Raw genomic sequence first — 17,664 nt, 5'->3', positions numbered from 1 at the left:
TAGAAAGAACCTTAATATCTAACGGGCCTAAATCCCTTTAAACGTGAAGCCTACGAGATAATGCTCTGGTTTTCCTTCATTTCGCCAAAAGTACATATCAACCCGATCCGTGGATGGCTTAAACCATTGAACATCTTTTAGTTTATTCAATTGATTGTGGAATATCGCCACGTCTGCACCCGTCAAATATCTATAAGCATTCCCAGCAAGTTTAATATTACTGCTGCTTATTTTAGCTTCAGCATCATCCACATAAAACACAACATTCACTTTACTTATGCAGGCGGGGTTGATGATTTCAATATTAAAATCAGGCTCCCATGAAGCACTATCATCAGCAAAAACGTCTTCAGCAGAGCCACCTTTTCTAAAATGATATGTATGTTTAACCGCACCACTCTCGTTACTGGCTTTATGGTTTGCCGGAGCCGCCCCAATAGAATGGAGTAACCCCTGTTCAGTAACAGGTGAGTTGCAAACTGCATAGGCGATATTTGCACTCAATAATGAAATCACTAACACAATGAATTTCACGACTACTCCTTTATTTTGGATAAGCATATCGATTGTAACCAACATCATAGCCCATCCCGAAGCCGGGTTGATTACTTTGGGTGCTCACCACATTCATGCCCGGCGGGGCGTTTTCAAACTTAACTGTCATTTCTCCATTAAGTTTTTGCTGGTTTTGGCTGGATAATAGGTAATTATTGGATTGTGTTGATAATCCCTGCGTAGCTGGTTGCCCGCTATTATCGTCGCCAAAAACATAATCCCAACCATCGTTTGCCCACCCTTTCACTTTATTCATCGCATTAAGGATTGGCTCGATATAAACGCTGACTCGCTCCCACATATCTTTAAACCAGCCAACTATCGGCTCCCAATTCTCAATAATGATTCCCAGAGGATGGTAGTTGAAAAACAGATCCTTAACGAACTGCCAGCCTGTGGCGCTGCACTCCTTGATAAATTCCCAAGCAGTGCTGAACCAGCCAGTAATTGAACCCCACATATCCTTAAACCATGGACCAAGGGTTCCCCAATTGGCCAGTATTAAGCCTGCCCCCATTGCTACAACACGAATAAGCATACCAATTGGACTCATACCGATAGTTTTACTTATCAGGCCGAGAGCAATATTCACGCCCAACATGCTCAACTTCAGGACAACAAACCCAGCAGCAAGGCCAATCGCTCCACGGATAACTTCAGGATTAGTGGCTGCAAAATCACTGAACCGCTCGGCTAAATCCCCCAACCAGGTAACAACATGTTTAGCATCACCAGCAAATGCCCCGCCAATTGCGGCAAGCCCATTAACTGCGGTTCCCGTCATGGCCTCCCATAAGTTAGTGAGCGTACCTAGCTGAGCATCAACACGCTGCTGCAACGTCGCCTGTTTATTCATCCGCTGCAATACTTCGTCGTAACCTTTTTTACCTTTAGTAATAAGGGCATCTACGACTTGTAGTGTCTCGGCATCATCACCAAATATTTGCTTAATGATGGTGGTTTTTTGCTTTGTAGTCAGTGACTGTAATTTCTGGAGTTGGGTAAACATATTATCCAGACCGCCAAACTCCCCCTTACCATCGGTAAAATCGAGCTTAATGCCTTTTTTACCCAGTAACTTATTGGCGGCATTCATCTTCTTGCCATCAAAACCCGCCTGAAATACTTTACGCAGTGCATTACCCGACGCCTCACCCTGCATACCCATCTGATCCATCATGACCGAGATCGGGGCTAATGCTCTGGCGGCGGTGAGGCCGTCCTTGTTGACCATCTTCAATACAGAACTGGTCTTACCGAAGAACGCCAGCATATTGGTATCATCCACCCCCATATAAAAGGCTTTTTGGATGGTATCAAACAGCCCCATCATGTCATTAGAAGCGGTCCCTGTAGCATCCTGCATTTTTGCCGCGAACTCGGCGGCGGCCTCAGGGGTTTTCTTCAACTGTACAGCCAGATAAGCAGAAGCTTCTCCCACCCCACTTAAAATATTAGTAGCGGGGATACCTTGCCTGACCAACATCTGCATCATGTTTTGGAAATCAGCAGTAGTACCGGGCAATTTATTACCCAATCCGACAGCCAGTTTATTGATCTTTTCGAATTCGATACCGACAGATCCACCAGCGTCCATCATGGCAACTTTTAAGCCTGTTGCTGCATCCTCCTGTTTTGCATAAGCAATACCGGCTCCAGCTAATCCAGCAACCAAACCAGCAGCTAATGGCATTGCGCCCGCTGAGCTTTTATCAAGGTTTCGGCGGAATGAACGCATGTTCTTCTGAATCCGGCCCAAAGCCGGAGACAGTTTATCAACACCTGTAATGAGTGCTTTTAGCTGGAAACTATCCGCCATTATTTTTTATCTCCTGCTCTATGCGGATAGCCTGTTTCTCCAGTAAATCGAGTGAAGAAAATGACTGATCAAGCATTTCTATTGGATTAATGCCCCAATATTTGGCGCAATTAAAATAGCGGGCGACAAGATCATCTGATGTTAACTGCCGAGGAAAAAACGAGCCACCGCCCAGCCTGCAAGATTTAAATCGGCCGGAGACATTGAATCCACCGCACTCGGTGGAATATTGCCAAGTCGAGTAATATATTTGCATACTGCAGCAGACAATAATTTCACTGACTCATCAGGGTTAAGTTGATAGGGATATCCGATTTCACGAACATCCTTACCCGTAGGGTCTCTCATTTCAATCTCTGTAACTTCTTCACCATGCGCGGTAATCGGTGCTGTTAATGTCAGTTTCATTGGTAAAAGCCCTCTTTCCCGTGGAATTCCATATCTACCGTACCCTCTTCGGCATTATGGTTCGCTTCGCCATGCAACCAGCCGCTGGAAAGTACATATACCTGACCGTTCGCCAACTCGCTGGTGATGGTCATGGTATCGGCGGAAATGATCTTGCTGATGGGGTAATCTTTAGGAACTATAAATGTCGCTTTGATATAGGGGGCGCGGTGAGTCTCTTTGTAGTACACCGAGCCATCCATGCCGATCACGTCATCTTTCACCGCCGTGTTCATTGGCACCTCAATACCGCCAGTCAGTGATAATTGCTGACCATCAATTTTAAAAAAGCACGTGCCGCCAACTCGGGACATTTAGGCCACCTCTTCGTTATATTGCAGACGGAACTGATTAAGCACCGCGAACACTCGCAGTTGGTTCACATAATCAGGTGGGAACAGCACATCAAGCCGGTTAGGGTTATCAGCATTGCGTTCGACAATCAGGTATTGATTGAACAGGTCAAAGTTCTCAACAATGCCCCCGCGTTCCAATTGGCGATAAATGGAAAGCAATTCCCCACGGATCACCTTAGGTGTGACAATCGCCTGACCTGCACCGAAGCGAGTGCCATCGTTAGCCAGCTTATGCCGTGGATATTTGCTGGTGATAACCGACTTTAACCGGCGCAACACATAGGCGCTGGTATGCAGCGTCTCACTATCAAGGAAACTGTTATCGGCATTGCCGTAGGTATTTTTCTGATAAGTGGTGATATCGCGCTGAATACGCAACACCCCGCCCTCGCTATAAGCCGTGGCGATGCCATGAGTTAACAGCGATTGTTGCTCTGACAGAATGAAACGCGTACCCACCGGGGCCGGTAATGCGCCATTCAGCAAGCCGGTTTGCGTTGGTCGTGCCGGATCGTTACGAATGAACACCGAATTACGCGCTGTTCGCGCCGCAATCAGCTCATCCGTTGCCATCTGCACGCCAGTTTCATACCCGGCGATTGTTAGATGTGGGTCGTTGAATGTGGCACCAAAAGCCACCAGATCCGACAAATCGCCCACCTTGGCGGTATAGACGTGGCCGTATAACTGCCGCGACCAGCTCCAGCGGCCGGTATCGTCGTTCATCTCTTTGCCGATGGTGGCCAGTGATGCTGAGTCATTGAACGGGAAAGCGATAAAGTCAAATAGCTCATCACCCAGGGTGGCAATAGTCGCTGACAGGTCCGGAGCGCCAGCACCGCCAGCTATCGGAACAATGGCCACATTCACACCCGATGGATTCTGCTCACCACCGACAGTACCGCGATAATTCAGACTGATTGGCAAACCGTTACCAGTAAGCCCGCTGTTTTTGGCTGTAAGAGTAACGACGCCCGCCGCCGCAACTGCGGTAACCGGCAAATCAAGCAGAGCATTAACCGCCGCAGCGATGCTGGCACCAATAATTGCCGGAGTATCCAGCGCAGTAACCACGACTTGCACCCGAGTAGAGCCGATATAAATCGACAATGTGCCGGAGGCTTGCGCGGTACCGGTGACAGTGAGTGTGCCGGTTGCTGGTGTGCTCGCTACTTCAGGGACAGCAACTACCCACAATTCACCAAAGGGATCGACAGCCCGGTAAGCTGCCACCATTCGGGCTAGTTGGCTACCCCGACCGGCCACCTGCCCCGCCCGATCTGCCGACGGCATAATGACGAGCGTATTCTTTTCAATCGAACTGGTTGCCAGCGCGTGGGCGATAATGAGCGAAGGCCCACTGTCTTGTGCCGTATTCGCCGCGCTGTTGTCCATTTCGGCAAAGAACAACGGCACCCGTAAATCATTAGGGATGTTGTTAAAATTCATTGTTTTTTGGCCTTCTGCTCAGGTTGAACGATGGGTGCCGGTAGTGCGGTTTCTTCAGGTTCTGCGGCCTTTACGGTCACTTCTCCTGATGCTATCCGGCGGTGCCAGTAAATATTTTCATCGACGTTTCGACCCTCTGCGGGCAAAAAGTCACCTCTAACCGGGTCAGGAACTGACCGGCCATCTTTGGGGATCACATGCATAAGGGGTTACTCGTCGTTAAGGGGGATGTTTAACTTGTGTTCAATGGTGCCGTCAGGGGTCATAAAATCAACATCCACCATGATTTTCTCCAGTTCTTCAAGTTGCTGAAGGTCATCCCACTGATGGGTATCTTCGACTGTGATATCCCGTGTGGCTGAGAAATCATACTGGTAATAAAGATGAGCGCGGTTCATATCCAGCAGGTTGCCACCGTCATACTGAATCGGGTCATAGCAAGATTCAGGCTCCCAACCCAGCAACGCTTTAAACAACTCGGACCGGATATCATCCACGGCATCAAAGGCGGCTTTTTGCCCGCGCTGGTCAGGCGTGTTATCCAGCACCACAATCACAGCGAAACCGTCAGTAAGATCCTGCCAATAGTCTGTTTGTGACTTTTGCTCACCAACATTGTCATCTAGCGGAATGACCCAAGCGGAGGGTAATTCCATCTTTGTCGTTTCTGGTATGGCTTTATATTCAGCAGCACCGGATATGCGCCCATTAAATGACGGGCAGCGCAATCGAAGTGCAGAAATAACCACTGAAAGTTTCATTTTTTAACGGGCCTCACTGAGCTTTGTAGCGCCTCAAATAACACACGCTGAATCCACGCCTGCCGGTTGAGTAACGCCTGCTCCATAAAGTTTTTACGGGGTTTGATTTTCCAGCCATCCCCACCTGCACCACCGCGACGGTGATTTTTATTGCGACGAGCGCCCTGTTTAACACCATAAAACAGGAAAGCAGGATAGAACGCGCCCTCAATAGGACGCGAACCTTTGCCGCCTTTCTGGTTTGGGGCGATTCGGACGAGGAAGCCGGGGCGGTTTGCCGTTGCTGTAGGGACGCGATAACCAATGGATTTAGCCAGCCGACCTGTACGGTAGCCCGGAGATTCTCCTGCTTTCGATATCGCCCGCCGTGCTACCAAGCGCCGCGCCTCACGCAAGACATTCTGACCGACACTGACAAATGCCCGTCGTACCCTCGCCTTGTTAAAGGTGATTTCGGTTTCTTTATCAAAATCAACGTGCAGATAAAGACCGCTGGTAGAGTTCTCAATCGCCATTATTGCCCCTCCCCAATAACTTCCACGGTACCCAGTTCTTCAGCAGTGATAACCAGAAAGCGGCTGGCTTCATTCAGGTTGGTGGTTCCCTTGACCCGATAAACCATTTTATTGATAACCACTTCATCATCCGTGGTGACACCCGTTCGGTAGCGGATAACAATGCGGTGCGTAATAGCGACATCAATCTGCACCGAACCGATACGGACAGAATCACCAATAGCTGACAGCTTCGCCCAAGTATCGAACTTATTGTGATAAACGGTATCAACACCCATATGATCGTGTCCGGGAACATCTTCACGGGTGCGGAACTGGGCGCGTTTGTTTAGCTCGCCTATCGACGGTGTACGGTAAGTGGCGGTAACTTCAGTCAATCTACGTTGAGTCATAGCTATACCCCATAGATGCGGTAAGGCTGGAGAAGTGAAGTTACTGCAAATGGAACCTCTGATGATTCAACAGTAGAGGTTGCTTCCCTGTTTTCATACCAATGACCAATACATAGCAGCATGGCTGTCAGCACATCATCATCAAGAAAAAGAGAGTCTTCACCAAAATCAGGATCTGCGGCATCTTCAAAAATCGTCCGCCGTGTGTAGTTTTCAACATATCGCCAGGCGGCCCGCATATATATCTTCAGTAAGGTTTCATCTGCATCTGAATCCAGCCGACAATGCTCTTTAACAACGAGGATATCGATCATGGTAGAACCTTATTTAGCTTTGCTTTTCTTGCCACCAGCATTGGAGTCAGGGGTTGGCTCCGTTTGCTCCGTTTGCTCCGTTTGCTCCGTTTGCTCCGTTTGCTCCGTTTGCTCCGTTTGCTCCGCAGGTTGTAATACCTCAGGCAGCTTCGCATAACCCTTTTTTAGTAATTCACGCCCATGCTGCTCGCCCGTTTCAAATTCCTGACCATTATCAAGAACGCTATAGCCGAAATAAATCTGCTTTAGTGCTATCAGTTTCATAATGTTATCTCTTATAAAGCGGCCCGCAGGCCGCTCATTGAGGTGAATTGATTAACCGCCGACAGGGGCAGGAACCGTAAACGCACCGGTAATAAACGCTTCAGGGCGATACACCGCCAGTGCGAGACGCTCTTCGCAACGAATGGTGATCATGTTTTTCTCAAAGTCGTCGGAGTTTTCGGTACTGATCACCACATTGGCGTCTTCGCGGTCAAAAATCTGAGCGCCTGCGTTAAAGGCACCGGTCAGGAACTTGCCTTTGAATGCCGCCGCTTCTGTAGCGACAACAGGCAGCCCCCACAAGGTCGGCGTAGTCAATGCTGACGGATTACCCAGGATGTAACGGCCCAATGTGTCTTTGGTCAGTTCGATCTTGGCCCAATCAATAAAGTGCAACACATGACCAGAGGCGGAGAAACGTGCAAGCTGAGACTGCAACATAGCCAGACGCAAATCATCAATGCCGTTCTGTTGGGCAACTTCAAATGACGGATTGAATACTGACGCCTGCGGCATAATCCCTTCAAGATGAACACCCGTGCCATCACCAAACAGGATCTCTTGCTCTTCGGCATATTTCAGGCCAAAGCGCATTTCAGTATCAATCGTTGATTGTAACTGTGAGAAATCATCAAGGATCTGTTTAGCGGCTTTAAACAGGTGGGCAATGGTACGAACGGGCGTGATTTTTTCTCCGAACTGAATATCGCTATAAGGCTTTTGCGTGTTTTCAGCAACGACTCGCGCATTATTGGTGAATCCGGTCTGCTGAACCCAATAAATGGTGCTTGATTGAGTGCGACCAGGTGCAAGCAAATCACGGATAAACAATCGCTGTTTAGGCGCAACATCGATACCCGGCAGGCGGTGTGGTGCCACAATTTGCCCCGGTACATCGACAGACAATAGTGCTGCTTTAACCGGAATACTGATCCGCTGACTTGCGGCAAGCGTTGATACAAAACCTTTTAACGCCTCTGCTGATACAACCTGCTGACCAATTGATTCAACCGTCTGTACAGCATTATTCAATGGCATTTGGGCAACGTGCTGCTCCAGATCGCCCAAAGCCACTTTGAGGGTTTTCTCTGCTGCTGTCAGCGCGTTAAACTCTAACGCCATTTTGTCTACAGCTTCTTTAGTAGATGCAGAAAGCTGGCCCGCGTTTTTAGCCTCTGTCAGCGCTTCTTCTGCCTTGGCGTTAAACTTGCCAGTGGCCTCTTCCAGTGCTGCGGAAACCTTTTTCAGTACATCGTTTACATCAGACATATATTCTCCAGATTATTGGCACGCCGCTTTCAGTCCACTTAATGCGGACTCGAAGCTAGCTAAAGTTTCAGTATTGATTTCGGTGGTAGCGCTTGGCGTACCGGATGGAGTAACAGCAGCGCCCGGCATGCTGTCGGTTAAGGCTTTAAGTAATTTTCGGCGCTCGGAGCGCGGGGTATTGGCTTTCGCCAGCAGCGCATCGAGTTTGCGAATAGCTGCTGACGGGCTTTGGTCATCATTGGTAATTTCATCAGCCGATAACAAACTGTCTGCGAAGCCTTTTTCGACTGCATCACTGCCTGCAATGTAGGTTTCATTGTCCATCATGGCTGCAATATCAGCTGCAGGGAGGCCGGTGCGGGCTGAATAAATATCACCCATGGCACGATCAAAGGGTTCAATATCAATAGCCGCTTTTGCCAGGTCGTGGCGGTTGCCCATCATGACAATCCAACAGTTGTGGATCATCAGAAACGCCCCGCGCCCGACCTGAATTTCATCACCGGCCATGGCAATAATGGAGGCGGCAGAAGCGGCAATCCCCAACACTTTCACCGTGACCCTGCCGCTGTACTCGCGCAGCAGGTTATAGATAGCCAATCCCTCGAACATGTCACCACCGGGCGAGTTGATGTTAACCGTCACATCCTCCCCGCCCATCGATCGCAGTGCTGCGGCAATGCGTTTTGTGCTGACACCCTCGCCCCAGTAGTCCTGCCCGATCACGTCAAAAATTGAGATGCTGTTCTCGCCAGTGGCAGCGGCTTTTAACCCACCGTTCCAGCGCTCTACCACACTTGGCGCAACCTCACAGGAAACACCCGCGCACGGGCGGCCCACCGGCGCTGCCGGAAGGTTTTTAATTGTCATTAGGTTCTACTCCTAAGCGGCTTGTTTTAGCGGTGACTGTTCGAGCGGGATGTCAGGGAACAGGTATCCGTGAAGCTCAGTGATGGCTTTCGCTTTAACAACAGCGTTATGTGATTTAAGGTCTTCAAGTGCAACAAGGTTAAGCTGCACGGTATAGATATCGCCGCCCGGGATCGGAGGCAGATTTTCAAGGCGGCGAACATCGTTGCGGTTCATCCAGCCATTTTGTAACGCAGTGGTGTAGTAGGCAGAACGGCCTGCGCTGTCGGCGCGTAACAAACCTTCAACAGAGAATTCAGCAAAGTAATCCTCATCACCGGCCAACAGGCAACGGACAATTTCCTGCTCAATATTGACCAACAGCGGGCGCAAGGTGTTGCTCAGAAAAAGGAGATTCATCCCCTCAACACTGGAAGCCCAACTGCTTTGTTTGGTCATGTGTCCCACCATAAACGGCGGTACCCTAAACCAGCGGCAAATCTCTTCGATACTGAATGCCCGACTCTCCAACATCTGAGCGTCTTCTGGATTCATGGTAACGCTTTGATAGGTCAAATCAGCCTCAAGCACCATGACTTTACCGGCATTTTTGGAGCCAGTGAACGCAGAAATACTCTTGCGTAATGCTTCTCGCTGATTATCTTTCAGTGCTGCTTTACTGGAAAGAAAACCCGAGTTTTGCATACCATTTTCGAAAACTTTCGCGGCTGACTCTTCGATAGCCATGGCTGAACCAAACACGTCTCGACCGGTATTCATCGGCATTAACCCACACATACCATCCAGACCAAACCCCCGGATGTGCATCATGGTTTTAACCGGAATAACCCGCTTCTTACCGTTCTCGGTATAGGTGTACTCAAGCTGGCCGTTATCAAGGCGCTTAACTACCATATTCTGTGGCAGTAACGGAATAAGAGAGACTACACGATCACCAATCATTCTCTTTTCTATGAACGCATTGCCCCGCAAACAGATACTGGCCACCAGCATTAGCATAAAGCGCGAGGGTGTCATTTCTGAGTTGGGGCTACGGCATAGCACCGGATAAAGTGGGTGATCGGTTGCTGTGCCTCGGGAGCCGTCCGGCATCCGCTTATACAATTTCAGGGGGAGAGTCGAAACCGATTCACTGATAAGCCGGACGCATGCCCAGGCTGCAGCCAACTGAATGACTTTATCGGCGGTGACCACCTTACCGCTGCTGCTGGTGCCAAACCATTCTTGAAAGAAGGTGCCAGTAGTGAGGCTAATTGGCACACCAAGCCAGTTAAGGAGCGCACTTTTAACGCGCCCCGGATGTTTATTTCGTGCCATTAGATACCTACTATTATTGGGTTATCAAAGAAACCATCCAGATCGCCCTCCTCCTCAATATCGGCATCTTCAGCAGCGCCGATTGCCATTGCAGAAGCAACCACGCCATCAATGCGGCCGGTGCTTTTCTTCTTGGCAAAGATACGGTTATCTTTCTGGTCTGCTTCGAGTACCGCCGAGGCTGCATTCCAGCGCAGGCAAGGGTTACGCTTGATAATCAACTCTTTGTTATTGAGTTTTTCCTCAAACAGTTCAATGGAGCGCGGCATCCATAAGCCGGATTCCTGCGCTTTGTAATAGCCCTGCCCATGAGGTACCAAAACGACACTGACCGAGTTGCTTTCCAGTTCAGGCTCAAGGTATTTGATGCGGTATTGGTCAAAAGCGATGCATTTGATATCAAACATGGCTGTTAGCTCACCGATTCTGTGGGCAACAAAACCATAATTCACAGCCTTACCTGGAGGCGCGTGGATAAAGCCAGCCTTTAACCATTTATCGTAAGGCACTCGGTCGGTTTTGGCGCGCTCGAGCAAACTGTCTTTAGGTGTCCAGAACTCGACAAACAACTTGTTATGCTTGGGGAAAAACAGCGCCAGCGAGGTTAAGTCGCGGGAGCCTGACAAATCGAGTCCGCCATAGCATTCCTCTCCCGCCAGTTCCTCAATATCGAATTCGTCTTCACAGTCCATCCAGGTATCACCGCCGATCCACGGTGTAGCTGATTCCACCCATTCGCAAAAGTTGAGGCGGCGCACGATGCTTTCTTTGGCGGGCATCCCTCGGGCGGCGGTCACCTGTTCGCGCAGGTATTTGAGTTCAAAGGTTTGACCTAGCGATGGGTTGGCTTTTCCCCAGCAAGATTCGTCTTTAAATGGGTCGTCACCTTCGTCCAGTGAGCAGATAAAACTAAAGAAACTGTCATCTTCCAGATCGCCGCTGGCGACCTTTTTGCCGTATTCGTGGTAGTCATAACAAACGCTGGTTTTATCGTGACCGCTATTAGTGATCAGGAATATCAGAGCCTGACGCCGCCCTTTCGTCCCGGCGCGCATCATCTCAACAACCTGATTGGTTTTGTGTTCGTGAACTTCGTCAATTAGCGCGCAGTGGGGGCGCGGACCCGATTGTCCATCGTCCGAGCTGATGGGTTTAAAGAATGAGCCGGTTTGTAGGAATGCCAGATTCCAGACATTCAAGCCAGTACCGGATTTAACCACTCGTTGTGTTAGTGCGGGGGACTGATCGACCATCGAGACGGCATCTCGAAATAGGATCATGGCCTGGTCTTTTTTGGTCGCCGCCGCATAAACTTCGGCCCGAGGTTCTTTGTCGGCCATCATGCAGTAAAGGCCAACCCCCCCAGCCAGTGGTGATTTGCCGGAACCTTTGCCTGATTCCACATACACCATGCGAAAACGGCGGCTGCCATCACTGGATTTCCAGCCAAAAATTGAGCCAATAACAAAGCATTGCCATGACAACAAAATAAACGGTTTACCTTCGTGGTCACCGCCATTGAGTTTTAATACGTTGGCAAAGAAAGCGATAACACGGGAGACAGCTTCTACATCCCAAACTAACCCGCGTTCGGGGCCAAACTCCAGATCCCGCAAATGTCTTTTACAGGCATGTCGAATGTCGGGACCTGCAACTATTTTCCCTGACGTCACATCAGTTGCATATTGTGTTACTGGATCAACCGAAGAACTGGGCGAGCGGGTCTTCTTCTTTTTCTCCGCCATTCACATTCACCTTTGATCTCGCGGCTGGGGTAAGGCCGAATTCAATTAAGTAACCTTTGAAGCGGCGATCCGCATCGGCAAGTTGCCCTACGGCAGGGTGCCCTTTAATGAGGAAGTCCCCCATCTGGGTTTTGGTCATGTAGGTGTTACCTTCTATATCAATCTGCTGGCGCAACCGTAAAATTTCCGCATACAGATCACAAAGGCGTTCCAGCGCCATGGTATCGGCAACGGTCAACACACCCATCTGATCCAGCAGTAAAGTCAGTCGCCCCCAAGCCGCCTTACCCCAATCAGTTAAATGAGAGGGAGGGCTTGGAATTTCTCGAGCTGGTTGAGGTTCATTCTTATTCAGTGGGCGCTTGCCCGGATTACCGGTGACCACCTTCAAGTGGGTCGGTTTTGGTCGGCGTCCAGCCATGGAAAACCTCCCAAAAAAAAGTTTTCAATTCGCGGTTGTGCACAGAAATGAGGGCTGGCGGTATGGAGAGCGAAGAGGTGGGAACTTTCGACCCACCCTCCCGATGATATTTATTCCCATTCACACCATTGGTTAAATGATAGTCACTCTCATTTATTCCAATGTGAATTGGGGTCAATCGGTATGCCATCAGCGGTACAGCCCGCCACATAGCCTCTCTTCTCCTGCCGCTGCTTGGTTGAATCATGGTGCTGCTTACACAATGGCTGCCAGTTCCCTTTATCCCAGAAGAGCTTCTGTGCTTTCTTTAGTTCATCGGGGGTCTTGGCTTCTTTCATCCGGTGTGGCTTGATGTGATCCACAACGACCGCTGCTGTCTTCCTGCCCTGCTGGTTGCACATAACGCAGAGAGGGTTGCTGCGAAGAAATGTGAGTCTGGCTTTTTGCCACGGACTGCTATAAATGCTGCTGGTCTTCATGGCATTACTCCAAAAGAAAAACCACCGGCTTATTAGGCCAGTGGCGTAGGTGTGCCGAAGCATCTCATATGACCTTACTATTTTTTGACAAGACATATTTCATTAAAAGGAAAACGCTCAACACTAAATACAGCTTCATTCCCATCTAAATACCCTGAGTAAATCGGCCTGTGCTCCAACATAAATTGAGGAATCGAATTAATTTTTTCCCTATCAATAACTAGTTGATTGCCAGAGTTTCGGTATTGAGCCGATTGAATTCCAAGTAACGGTATAGAGATTGTATTCATGATTTCTCCTGTGTTTTCGCTGCTACTTTTTCATCAAATCGATGTTACGTCAACAATTAAATAATTGTAACATATTGAATATTAAAATAATTCTAAACGCATTGCATTATCGATGGCACTCAATGAATGCCACCTGTAATGCTACTTTACTGAGGTAATGTCCAATTCTGAGCTGGCAGGCCAGCACATGCAGCCATCGTCACCGGCTTGTCCAGCCCTGCGGTCGTCAGGCACTTATTTGATGCCATATTACGGACATCCGTACCAATACCTTGAAGGGCTGTCCACTGTTGCTTCTTATCCTGAAAATCACAGACGGCCATGACCGGTGTTTTGCCACCTTCATCTGACAAGCACTGTCCACTTTTCAGTACGATGTAACGAACAGTACTTTTTTCAGGGCTGACTTTCTCTGCGCTCTCACAAGCTAACAGTGCCGGCTTTCCCTGTGCATTCTCAGACAAGCAGTTACGACCATTGGCAATATTAAGGTGACCCGACACGACATCAGTAGTGACAGTGATAACTTTTGCATCCTGAATGTCACTCTCTGAAGCGGCTACAGCAGAAAATGATGATGCAACGGCAATAAGTAATACAGCTAAACGAACGTTCATATTTCAATCCTTATGATTTAATTAACCTGTTAATTATTAATGAATTATTATTAATAATAATTAGTTGTACTGTTTTTTTATACAGTTAAATAATGGCCTTATCAAGGCTTTATTTATAAATTATCAACGCCGTTTAGATACTGTTAAGCTGTGTGCACTGATAGAAATTTGTGCATCAATGCCACCTACTCGAATTTACTACCATTGATTATTCGGCGGTCGTCAGTGACAACCTTTTGCAGCGCGGTGACCTTCTCGACTAACTTATCGGCTCGTTCAGCGATTGAAATAAGAAACCCGACATCTGCGTCTGAAAATCCGCAGTCTCTGGCTGCATCAGTGAGCTGTCCACTGGCGGGAGTAACGGGCATATCCCCAACTGAAGCGGCGAGACACTCGAAACGCTTTTGCAACTTGATATTGCCAGCACGGTAAGCAGCAATAGTGCCTTTTGCTTTGTTCTCAGCATCTACTACCCCTTGTTGATATGCCTTTAATCCGGCTGATTGTGATGCCTGAAGTTGGGCCTCTTTTTCGGTGGCACTCTTTTTGGCGGCTAGCTCTGCCGTTAGGTCTGATTTATCGCGCTTAGTCCATTTGAGTAACCATTCCGAATTTTTGCTATCGCTGCCCCACCAGTACCCGCCGCCGACTAAAACTGAAATCGTCAGTGCGACGGCTATCAATCTCAATAGGATTTCTTTCATGCAGATATCTCGAAGTGAGGACTATCCGTTTCTCCCTTCTCTTGAATGCCGTTTCCGTTCCAATCGGCACCCCAAGTAATTTTCACACCCAGTTCACTGGCAGCTTGAAACATCGCTTTGGATACAGCTTTAAAATAAGATAAGTTGTCCCAGCCGGTTACCGGCAATAAATCGACAGCATTGCCATCGATATGCTTAGATCTCATTGTCCAAGTGACAATTTTGCCGGGCGCCGTTCTTCCCTGAGCGTATAGTTGCTCTTGCCGCGCTACAGTGCGCACCCCTTCGATCACCGTAAAATCAACCGCTGATAACTCCAAAGCGCGGCGAACTACTTTCACCAGGTTAGCGTTAACTCCCTTGAGGTTATTCTCACTACGGGTACTAAATCTGTAATTTGTCATGGTTTGAGTCTCGCAGGTTTAGAGAAGCGCATGACGTTTCCACCTGCAGCAACAATTGCCACAGCCATGCTGATATTAATAAGAGTTTCGGACCAGTCGGCGTGGTTGTAATCGCCCGTTAAGATCCTGATAGTGACCGAAGCACTAGCGACCATCAGACCATAAGCAAAAATTGAGGCTATCGGTCGATAAGTAGCACCATGTCGGCGGTAAGCAAATAAACGGGCAGCTATCACCGCACAGGCAATAGCATCAAGTGTCAGCAGATAATTATTCATCTGGCTTTCCCCCACCACTTCTAAAGCGGTCGATGATATTGCCGGGGTTCTTTGACTCTTTGTTTGCCCACATCAATAGACGTATGACAACAGCACCAGCAACCATTGCGCCAACCGGCTCAGCGGCTTTAACTTCATTAGGTGTTAGGAAGTTAATACACGATGTAATGAAAGGGGCTGATAACACACCGGTACCCCATGACAAGCCAAATAGAAACAGTTTCTTAAACAGAGAGAAGTCTGACGCTGATAACACGAATACAGCAGCGCCAGCGAACGCCCCCACAACAACACCAGCATCCAGCCCCGATAACAGCCCGATAAAAGTAACGCCAGTAACAGTTGCAGTGGCGGCTCCGGTGCTGGTGATCGGTTCCGACATGATGGTTTCCTTATATGTGGGGAATTTAGCCCACCAGTGCAGCCACTCATTAGCAGTGATATGTGTGGAGTTGATTGGGTGACTTATGGGCTAAAACGAAAAAAGGCCACTTAAAGGGACCTTTGAGGTATTTGGAATTCTAATATTTATTGCTTAGCTAAGCGCTCTTTAACGTTATGCATGCATACAGGAAACTGACGGCTGCGGAAAAAATCTTTAGTTTCAGCGAATGGGGAACTCAACGAGCTGTAAAGCTTCCGCATGGGCTCTCCACCCTCTACCGAAACTTTTCTGTAGTCTTTTTCATCTATTCCAAAATCTGAGTATGAATAACCCAGTCGCTTAAACTTGCTCATTTCATCATCGACTATAGAGACAATGCTAGCATCAGTAGAACCCCATCTTTCGGCCATACTCCATTCACTTTCGCATAAATCTGTAGCTGCTTTGTCGACATTAGAAATCGAAGATAATGCGGGGCTGGAAGCTATCAGTAACAGAAGAATTGTTCGCTTCATATCTAATCCTTTAATGGTTACCTGAAGATATTAAACGATAATGACCAACACTACTCATCATTCTGCTGCTCCAGATAACGTTGGGCCACTCAACTGCCCCGCAGAAATAAAAAGGCCACCGGAGTGAGCCTTAAAACACGTACGTTAACGTTTTCATGCCGTTAACTATAATTTGAAGCCGGTTACGGTTCCGGCGTCAACACCTACCAATGTGCTGACCGCATACCTTTAAAATGCAAAAAGCCTACCAAAGTGAGCCTTTGAGCTATTGTAGAAATAGAAAATCTATTACTTTACGTATAACTCATTTCAATTTTTAAATATCTACGCATATTATTAAGAAATTCATTAATTGCGTTTTCTATGCCTGGTAGATTTACTGCATCGAGAGGAATTTCTTTTTTAGTTGCTTCTCGGATGATGCTTTCGCAATTTTTAAAACTCTTTTCTATACTTTTATATTCTGGATTATCAGTGTTAAGTAGGAGAAGCACTGAATTGGTATAACTGTTTAACTTTCTTGCAGCCTCAAATAATTCAGAGACATCTTGCATTTCTATACTTTTACCAGCGGCAATAAGAACTTTACGCTTGGCAAGCATCAGCGAACCGATAATTTCAACTTCAGCCGCATACTGTGCACTAAAATCCCTAATTTTATTATTCATCTCAATACTCTGAGTGAGCTTAAGTTGAGATGTCAGCAGTTTATTACTATTTGTTATTGATTTCCATGCAATCAAAGCAGGGATTGCTCCAGCGATGAAAGAACCAGCAACTGTTGCAATTACTGCTTCCCAAGCAAATCCAGAGTCAATAATTATTTTAGGAACTTTACTAATAGCAAGATAACTATTTGAAATAATGTGTTCCGGTATAAATGGAATCCCTTGCCATGCCATTATGCAATACCTATAAATATGAAAAACAAATCATAACCGTGGCTTAAGCTCATTAATAGGCGCTAAAGCGAATAAACCTCGCACAAAGGCGAGGTTTGTTTGACTGGATAAGCGCTACTGCACAACCAACTCTTATCACACTAGAACACTTTATGCGTAGCGCACTAATCCTTTTTTATCATTTTCATGAATATGTTGGATTTGGGTATAAGGGTCCATCTCAAGAACCGCGCCAGTCATTGCTAGGCAACCATCGACAAAACCCTCTGCGACCTGCATCTGCTGGCGAACTCGGCCCTCGGATACCTTGTATCGCTTCGCTATTTGACGCTTTGAAACGCCATAAATGTAATGTAGACATATCAGCGAGTATTCATGCGTCAGTCGCCGGGCTTTTAGCTGACCTACGGCGGCATCAACGATCAGACCATCATCATCACAACAAGATTCTTTACGACTCGATGTAACTGGCAATAGCCCCTTAAATCCCGCCGCTATAGATGAATAATCAGTACCGGAATTATCACGCGCCCAAACGCCCCAGCGGGCCAAAACTAAAGAAATGTCTCTCATGCTAATGTCTCCAAACTGCT

Annotated in this window: 26 protein-coding genes; all 26 read right to left on the bottom strand. The window is 47.8% G+C overall.

The annotated features are described in order from the left end of the window. Positions 1 to 27 precede the first annotated feature (27 nt). On the bottom strand, positions 28 to 534 hold the full coding sequence (locus Q2T71_RS08720) for a hypothetical protein (protein ID WP_138774987.1): 507 nt from the start codon (positions 532 to 534) through the stop codon (positions 28 to 30). A gap of 10 nt (positions 535 to 544) precedes the next feature. Further along, positions 545 to 2,374 (bottom strand): phage tail tape measure protein, encoded by a 1,830-nt coding sequence (locus Q2T71_RS08715; RefSeq protein WP_372558801.1) that lies wholly within the window; start codon positions 2,372 to 2,374, stop codon positions 545 to 547. A 141-nt stretch (positions 2,375 to 2,515) separates the two neighbouring features. After that, the gene (locus Q2T71_RS08710; RefSeq protein ID WP_050159698.1) at positions 2,516 to 2,782 is read right to left on the bottom strand and encodes a phage tail assembly protein; all 267 of its coding nucleotides are present in this window, start codon (positions 2,780 to 2,782) and stop codon (positions 2,516 to 2,518) included. Beyond that, positions 2,779 to 3,135: a phage tail tube protein gene (locus tag Q2T71_RS08705; protein ID WP_372558800.1), complete on the bottom strand. Its 357-nt coding sequence runs from the start codon at positions 3,133 to 3,135 to the stop codon at positions 2,779 to 2,781. The genes Q2T71_RS08710 and Q2T71_RS08705 overlap by 4 nt, the downstream gene beginning before the upstream one ends. Then, entirely contained in the window at positions 3,136 to 4,626 is a 1,491-nt protein-coding gene (locus Q2T71_RS08700; RefSeq protein ID WP_372558799.1) for a phage tail sheath subtilisin-like domain-containing protein, read from the bottom strand. Then, a complete protein-coding gene (locus tag Q2T71_RS08695) occupies positions 4,623 to 4,829 on the bottom strand; it encodes a DUF2635 domain-containing protein (protein ID WP_049611652.1) in 207 nt (68 codons plus the stop codon). Before Q2T71_RS08695 ends, Q2T71_RS08700 begins: the two co-directional genes overlap by 4 nt. A 6-nt stretch (positions 4,830 to 4,835) precedes the next feature. Then, entirely contained in the window at positions 4,836 to 5,387 is a 552-nt protein-coding gene (locus Q2T71_RS08690) for a hypothetical protein (RefSeq protein WP_372558798.1), read from the bottom strand. Continuing rightward, positions 5,384 to 5,902, bottom strand: coding sequence for a hypothetical protein (locus Q2T71_RS08685; RefSeq protein WP_372558797.1), 519 nt, complete (start codon positions 5,900 to 5,902; stop codon positions 5,384 to 5,386). Before Q2T71_RS08685 ends, Q2T71_RS08690 begins: the two co-directional genes overlap by 4 nt. Beyond that, positions 5,902 to 6,294: a phage head closure protein gene (locus tag Q2T71_RS08680; RefSeq protein WP_372558796.1), complete on the bottom strand. Its 393-nt coding sequence runs from the start codon at positions 6,292 to 6,294 to the stop codon at positions 5,902 to 5,904. The genes Q2T71_RS08685 and Q2T71_RS08680 overlap by 1 nt, the downstream gene beginning before the upstream one ends. 2 nt (positions 6,295 to 6,296) lie before the next feature. Then, complete coding sequence (locus Q2T71_RS08675; protein ID WP_049611640.1) at positions 6,297 to 6,608, bottom strand: head-tail connector protein; 312 nt, start codon at positions 6,606 to 6,608, stop codon at positions 6,297 to 6,299. A gap of 9 nt (positions 6,609 to 6,617) precedes the next feature. Further along, positions 6,618 to 6,872, bottom strand: a complete 255-nt coding sequence (locus tag Q2T71_RS08670) for a hypothetical protein (protein WP_372558795.1) — start codon at positions 6,870 to 6,872, stop codon at positions 6,618 to 6,620. 51 nt (positions 6,873 to 6,923) lie between these two features. Continuing rightward, positions 6,924 to 8,141, bottom strand: coding sequence for a phage major capsid protein (locus Q2T71_RS08665; RefSeq protein ID WP_372558794.1), 1,218 nt, complete (start codon positions 8,139 to 8,141; stop codon positions 6,924 to 6,926). Positions 8,142 to 8,153: 12 nt separating this feature from the next. Beyond that, the gene (locus Q2T71_RS08660; protein WP_372558793.1) at positions 8,154 to 9,011 is read right to left on the bottom strand and encodes a head maturation protease, ClpP-related; all 858 of its coding nucleotides are present in this window, start codon (positions 9,009 to 9,011) and stop codon (positions 8,154 to 8,156) included. Positions 9,012 to 9,023: 12 nt separating this feature from the next. Next, entirely contained in the window at positions 9,024 to 10,328 is a 1,305-nt protein-coding gene (locus Q2T71_RS08655) for a phage portal protein (protein WP_145577003.1), read from the bottom strand. Further along, positions 10,328 to 12,073 carry a terminase large subunit gene (locus Q2T71_RS08650; protein WP_372558792.1) on the bottom strand — a complete coding sequence of 582 codons (1,746 nt, stop codon included), beginning with the start codon at positions 12,071 to 12,073 and terminating at the stop codon, positions 10,328 to 10,330. The genes Q2T71_RS08655 and Q2T71_RS08650 overlap by 1 nt, the downstream gene beginning before the upstream one ends. Continuing rightward, the gene (locus Q2T71_RS08645) at positions 12,027 to 12,494 is read right to left on the bottom strand and encodes a phage terminase small subunit P27 family (protein ID WP_050882417.1); all 468 of its coding nucleotides are present in this window, start codon (positions 12,492 to 12,494) and stop codon (positions 12,027 to 12,029) included. The genes Q2T71_RS08650 and Q2T71_RS08645 overlap by 47 nt, the downstream gene beginning before the upstream one ends. 149 nt (positions 12,495 to 12,643) lie before the next feature. Continuing rightward, positions 12,644 to 12,973, bottom strand: a complete 330-nt coding sequence (locus Q2T71_RS08640) for an HNH endonuclease signature motif containing protein (protein WP_045844189.1) — start codon at positions 12,971 to 12,973, stop codon at positions 12,644 to 12,646. Positions 12,974 to 13,050: 77 nt separating this feature from the next. Further along, positions 13,051 to 13,263, bottom strand: coding sequence for a hypothetical protein (locus Q2T71_RS08635; protein WP_372558791.1), 213 nt, complete (start codon positions 13,261 to 13,263; stop codon positions 13,051 to 13,053). Positions 13,264 to 13,409: 146 nt separating this feature from the next. After that, positions 13,410 to 13,880, bottom strand: a complete 471-nt coding sequence (locus Q2T71_RS08630; RefSeq protein WP_372558790.1) for a ricin-type beta-trefoil lectin domain protein — start codon at positions 13,878 to 13,880, stop codon at positions 13,410 to 13,412. Between the two features lie 185 nt (positions 13,881 to 14,065). Next, positions 14,066 to 14,587 (bottom strand): DUF2514 family protein, encoded by a 522-nt coding sequence (locus Q2T71_RS08625; RefSeq protein WP_372558789.1) that lies wholly within the window; start codon positions 14,585 to 14,587, stop codon positions 14,066 to 14,068. Continuing rightward, entirely contained in the window at positions 14,584 to 14,991 is a 408-nt protein-coding gene (locus Q2T71_RS08620) for a M15 family metallopeptidase (protein WP_372558788.1), read from the bottom strand. The genes Q2T71_RS08625 and Q2T71_RS08620 overlap by 4 nt, the downstream gene beginning before the upstream one ends. Further along, the gene (locus Q2T71_RS08615) at positions 14,988 to 15,269 is read right to left on the bottom strand and encodes a phage holin family protein (protein ID WP_372558787.1); all 282 of its coding nucleotides are present in this window, start codon (positions 15,267 to 15,269) and stop codon (positions 14,988 to 14,990) included. Before Q2T71_RS08615 ends, Q2T71_RS08620 begins: the two co-directional genes overlap by 4 nt. Further along, positions 15,262 to 15,651 (bottom strand): phage holin family protein, encoded by a 390-nt coding sequence (locus Q2T71_RS08610; protein ID WP_226717219.1) that lies wholly within the window; start codon positions 15,649 to 15,651, stop codon positions 15,262 to 15,264. Before Q2T71_RS08610 ends, Q2T71_RS08615 begins: the two co-directional genes overlap by 8 nt. Before the next feature lie 146 nt (positions 15,652 to 15,797). Then, complete coding sequence (locus tag Q2T71_RS08605; RefSeq protein WP_372558786.1) at positions 15,798 to 16,169, bottom strand: hypothetical protein; 372 nt, start codon at positions 16,167 to 16,169, stop codon at positions 15,798 to 15,800. Positions 16,170 to 16,462: 293 nt separating this feature from the next. Then, on the bottom strand, positions 16,463 to 17,071 hold the full coding sequence (locus Q2T71_RS08600; RefSeq protein ID WP_372558785.1) for a hypothetical protein: 609 nt from the start codon (positions 17,069 to 17,071) through the stop codon (positions 16,463 to 16,465). Positions 17,072 to 17,221: 150 nt separating this feature from the next. Continuing rightward, on the bottom strand, positions 17,222 to 17,644 hold the full coding sequence (locus tag Q2T71_RS08595; protein WP_372558784.1) for an antiterminator Q family protein: 423 nt from the start codon (positions 17,642 to 17,644) through the stop codon (positions 17,222 to 17,224). Positions 17,645 to 17,664: the final 20 nt, after the last annotated feature.

It is taken from the genome of Yersinia sp. 1652 StPb PI (assembly GCF_041538345.1).
GTDB lineage: Bacteria > Pseudomonadota > Gammaproteobacteria > Enterobacterales > Enterobacteriaceae > Yersinia > Yersinia enterocolitica_E.
The sequence above is the reverse complement of the archived record's forward strand: the minus strand, read 5'-3'. Positions and strand labels throughout refer to the sequence as shown.

Excerpts from the sequence above, each read along its gene's own strand:
- Q2T71_RS08625 (WP_372558789.1), bottom strand. The coding sequence starts at position 14,587 with ATGAAAGAAATCCTATTGAGATTGATAGCCGTCGCACTGACGATTTCA.
- Q2T71_RS08650 (WP_372558792.1), bottom strand. The coding sequence starts at position 12,073 with ATGGCGGAGAAAAAGAAGAAGACCCGCTCGCCCAGTTCTTCGGTTGAT.
- Q2T71_RS08715 (WP_372558801.1), bottom strand. The coding sequence starts at position 2,374 with ATGGCGGATAGTTTCCAGCTAAAAGCACTCATTACAGGTGTTGATAAA.
- Q2T71_RS08660 (WP_372558793.1), bottom strand. The coding sequence starts at position 9,011 with ATGACAATTAAAAACCTTCCGGCAGCGCCGGTGGGCCGCCCGTGCGCG.
- Q2T71_RS08635 (WP_372558791.1), bottom strand. The coding sequence starts at position 13,263 with ATGAATACAATCTCTATACCGTTACTTGGAATTCAATCGGCTCAATAC.
- Q2T71_RS08605 (WP_372558786.1), bottom strand. The coding sequence starts at position 16,169 with ATGAAGCGAACAATTCTTCTGTTACTGATAGCTTCCAGCCCCGCATTA.
- Q2T71_RS08680 (WP_372558796.1), bottom strand. The coding sequence starts at position 6,294 with ATGACTCAACGTAGATTGACTGAAGTTACCGCCACTTACCGTACACCG.
- Q2T71_RS08710 (WP_050159698.1), bottom strand. The coding sequence starts at position 2,782 with ATGAAACTGACATTAACAGCACCGATTACCGCGCATGGTGAAGAAGTT.
- Q2T71_RS08630 (WP_372558790.1), bottom strand. The coding sequence starts at position 13,880 with ATGAACGTTCGTTTAGCTGTATTACTTATTGCCGTTGCATCATCATTT.
- Q2T71_RS08685 (WP_372558797.1), bottom strand. The coding sequence starts at position 5,902 with ATGGCGATTGAGAACTCTACCAGCGGTCTTTATCTGCACGTTGATTTT.
- Q2T71_RS08600 (WP_372558785.1), bottom strand. The coding sequence starts at position 17,071 with ATGGCATGGCAAGGGATTCCATTTATACCGGAACACATTATTTCAAAT.
- Q2T71_RS08610 (WP_226717219.1), bottom strand. The coding sequence starts at position 15,651 with ATGTCGGAACCGATCACCAGCACCGGAGCCGCCACTGCAACTGTTACT.
- Q2T71_RS08615 (WP_372558787.1), bottom strand. The coding sequence starts at position 15,269 with ATGAATAATTATCTGCTGACACTTGATGCTATTGCCTGTGCGGTGATA.
- Q2T71_RS08640 (WP_045844189.1), bottom strand. The coding sequence starts at position 12,973 with ATGAAGACCAGCAGCATTTATAGCAGTCCGTGGCAAAAAGCCAGACTC.
- Q2T71_RS08665 (WP_372558794.1), bottom strand. The coding sequence starts at position 8,141 with ATGTCTGATGTAAACGATGTACTGAAAAAGGTTTCCGCAGCACTGGAA.
- Q2T71_RS08675 (WP_049611640.1), bottom strand. The coding sequence starts at position 6,608 with ATGATCGATATCCTCGTTGTTAAAGAGCATTGTCGGCTGGATTCAGAT.
- Q2T71_RS08620 (WP_372558788.1), bottom strand. The coding sequence starts at position 14,991 with ATGACAAATTACAGATTTAGTACCCGTAGTGAGAATAACCTCAAGGGA.
- Q2T71_RS08695 (WP_049611652.1), bottom strand. The coding sequence starts at position 4,829 with ATGCATGTGATCCCCAAAGATGGCCGGTCAGTTCCTGACCCGGTTAGA.
- Q2T71_RS08645 (WP_050882417.1), bottom strand. The coding sequence starts at position 12,494 with ATGGCTGGACGCCGACCAAAACCGACCCACTTGAAGGTGGTCACCGGT.
- Q2T71_RS08690 (WP_372558798.1), bottom strand. The coding sequence starts at position 5,387 with ATGAAACTTTCAGTGGTTATTTCTGCACTTCGATTGCGCTGCCCGTCA.
- Q2T71_RS08705 (WP_372558800.1), bottom strand. The coding sequence starts at position 3,135 with ATGTCCCGAGTTGGCGGCACGTGCTTTTTTAAAATTGATGGTCAGCAA.
- Q2T71_RS08700 (WP_372558799.1), bottom strand. The coding sequence starts at position 4,626 with ATGAATTTTAACAACATCCCTAATGATTTACGGGTGCCGTTGTTCTTT.
- Q2T71_RS08595 (WP_372558784.1), bottom strand. The coding sequence starts at position 17,644 with ATGAGAGACATTTCTTTAGTTTTGGCCCGCTGGGGCGTTTGGGCGCGT.
- Q2T71_RS08670 (WP_372558795.1), bottom strand. The coding sequence starts at position 6,872 with ATGAAACTGATAGCACTAAAGCAGATTTATTTCGGCTATAGCGTTCTT.
- Q2T71_RS08655 (WP_145577003.1), bottom strand. The coding sequence starts at position 10,328 with ATGGCACGAAATAAACATCCGGGGCGCGTTAAAAGTGCGCTCCTTAAC.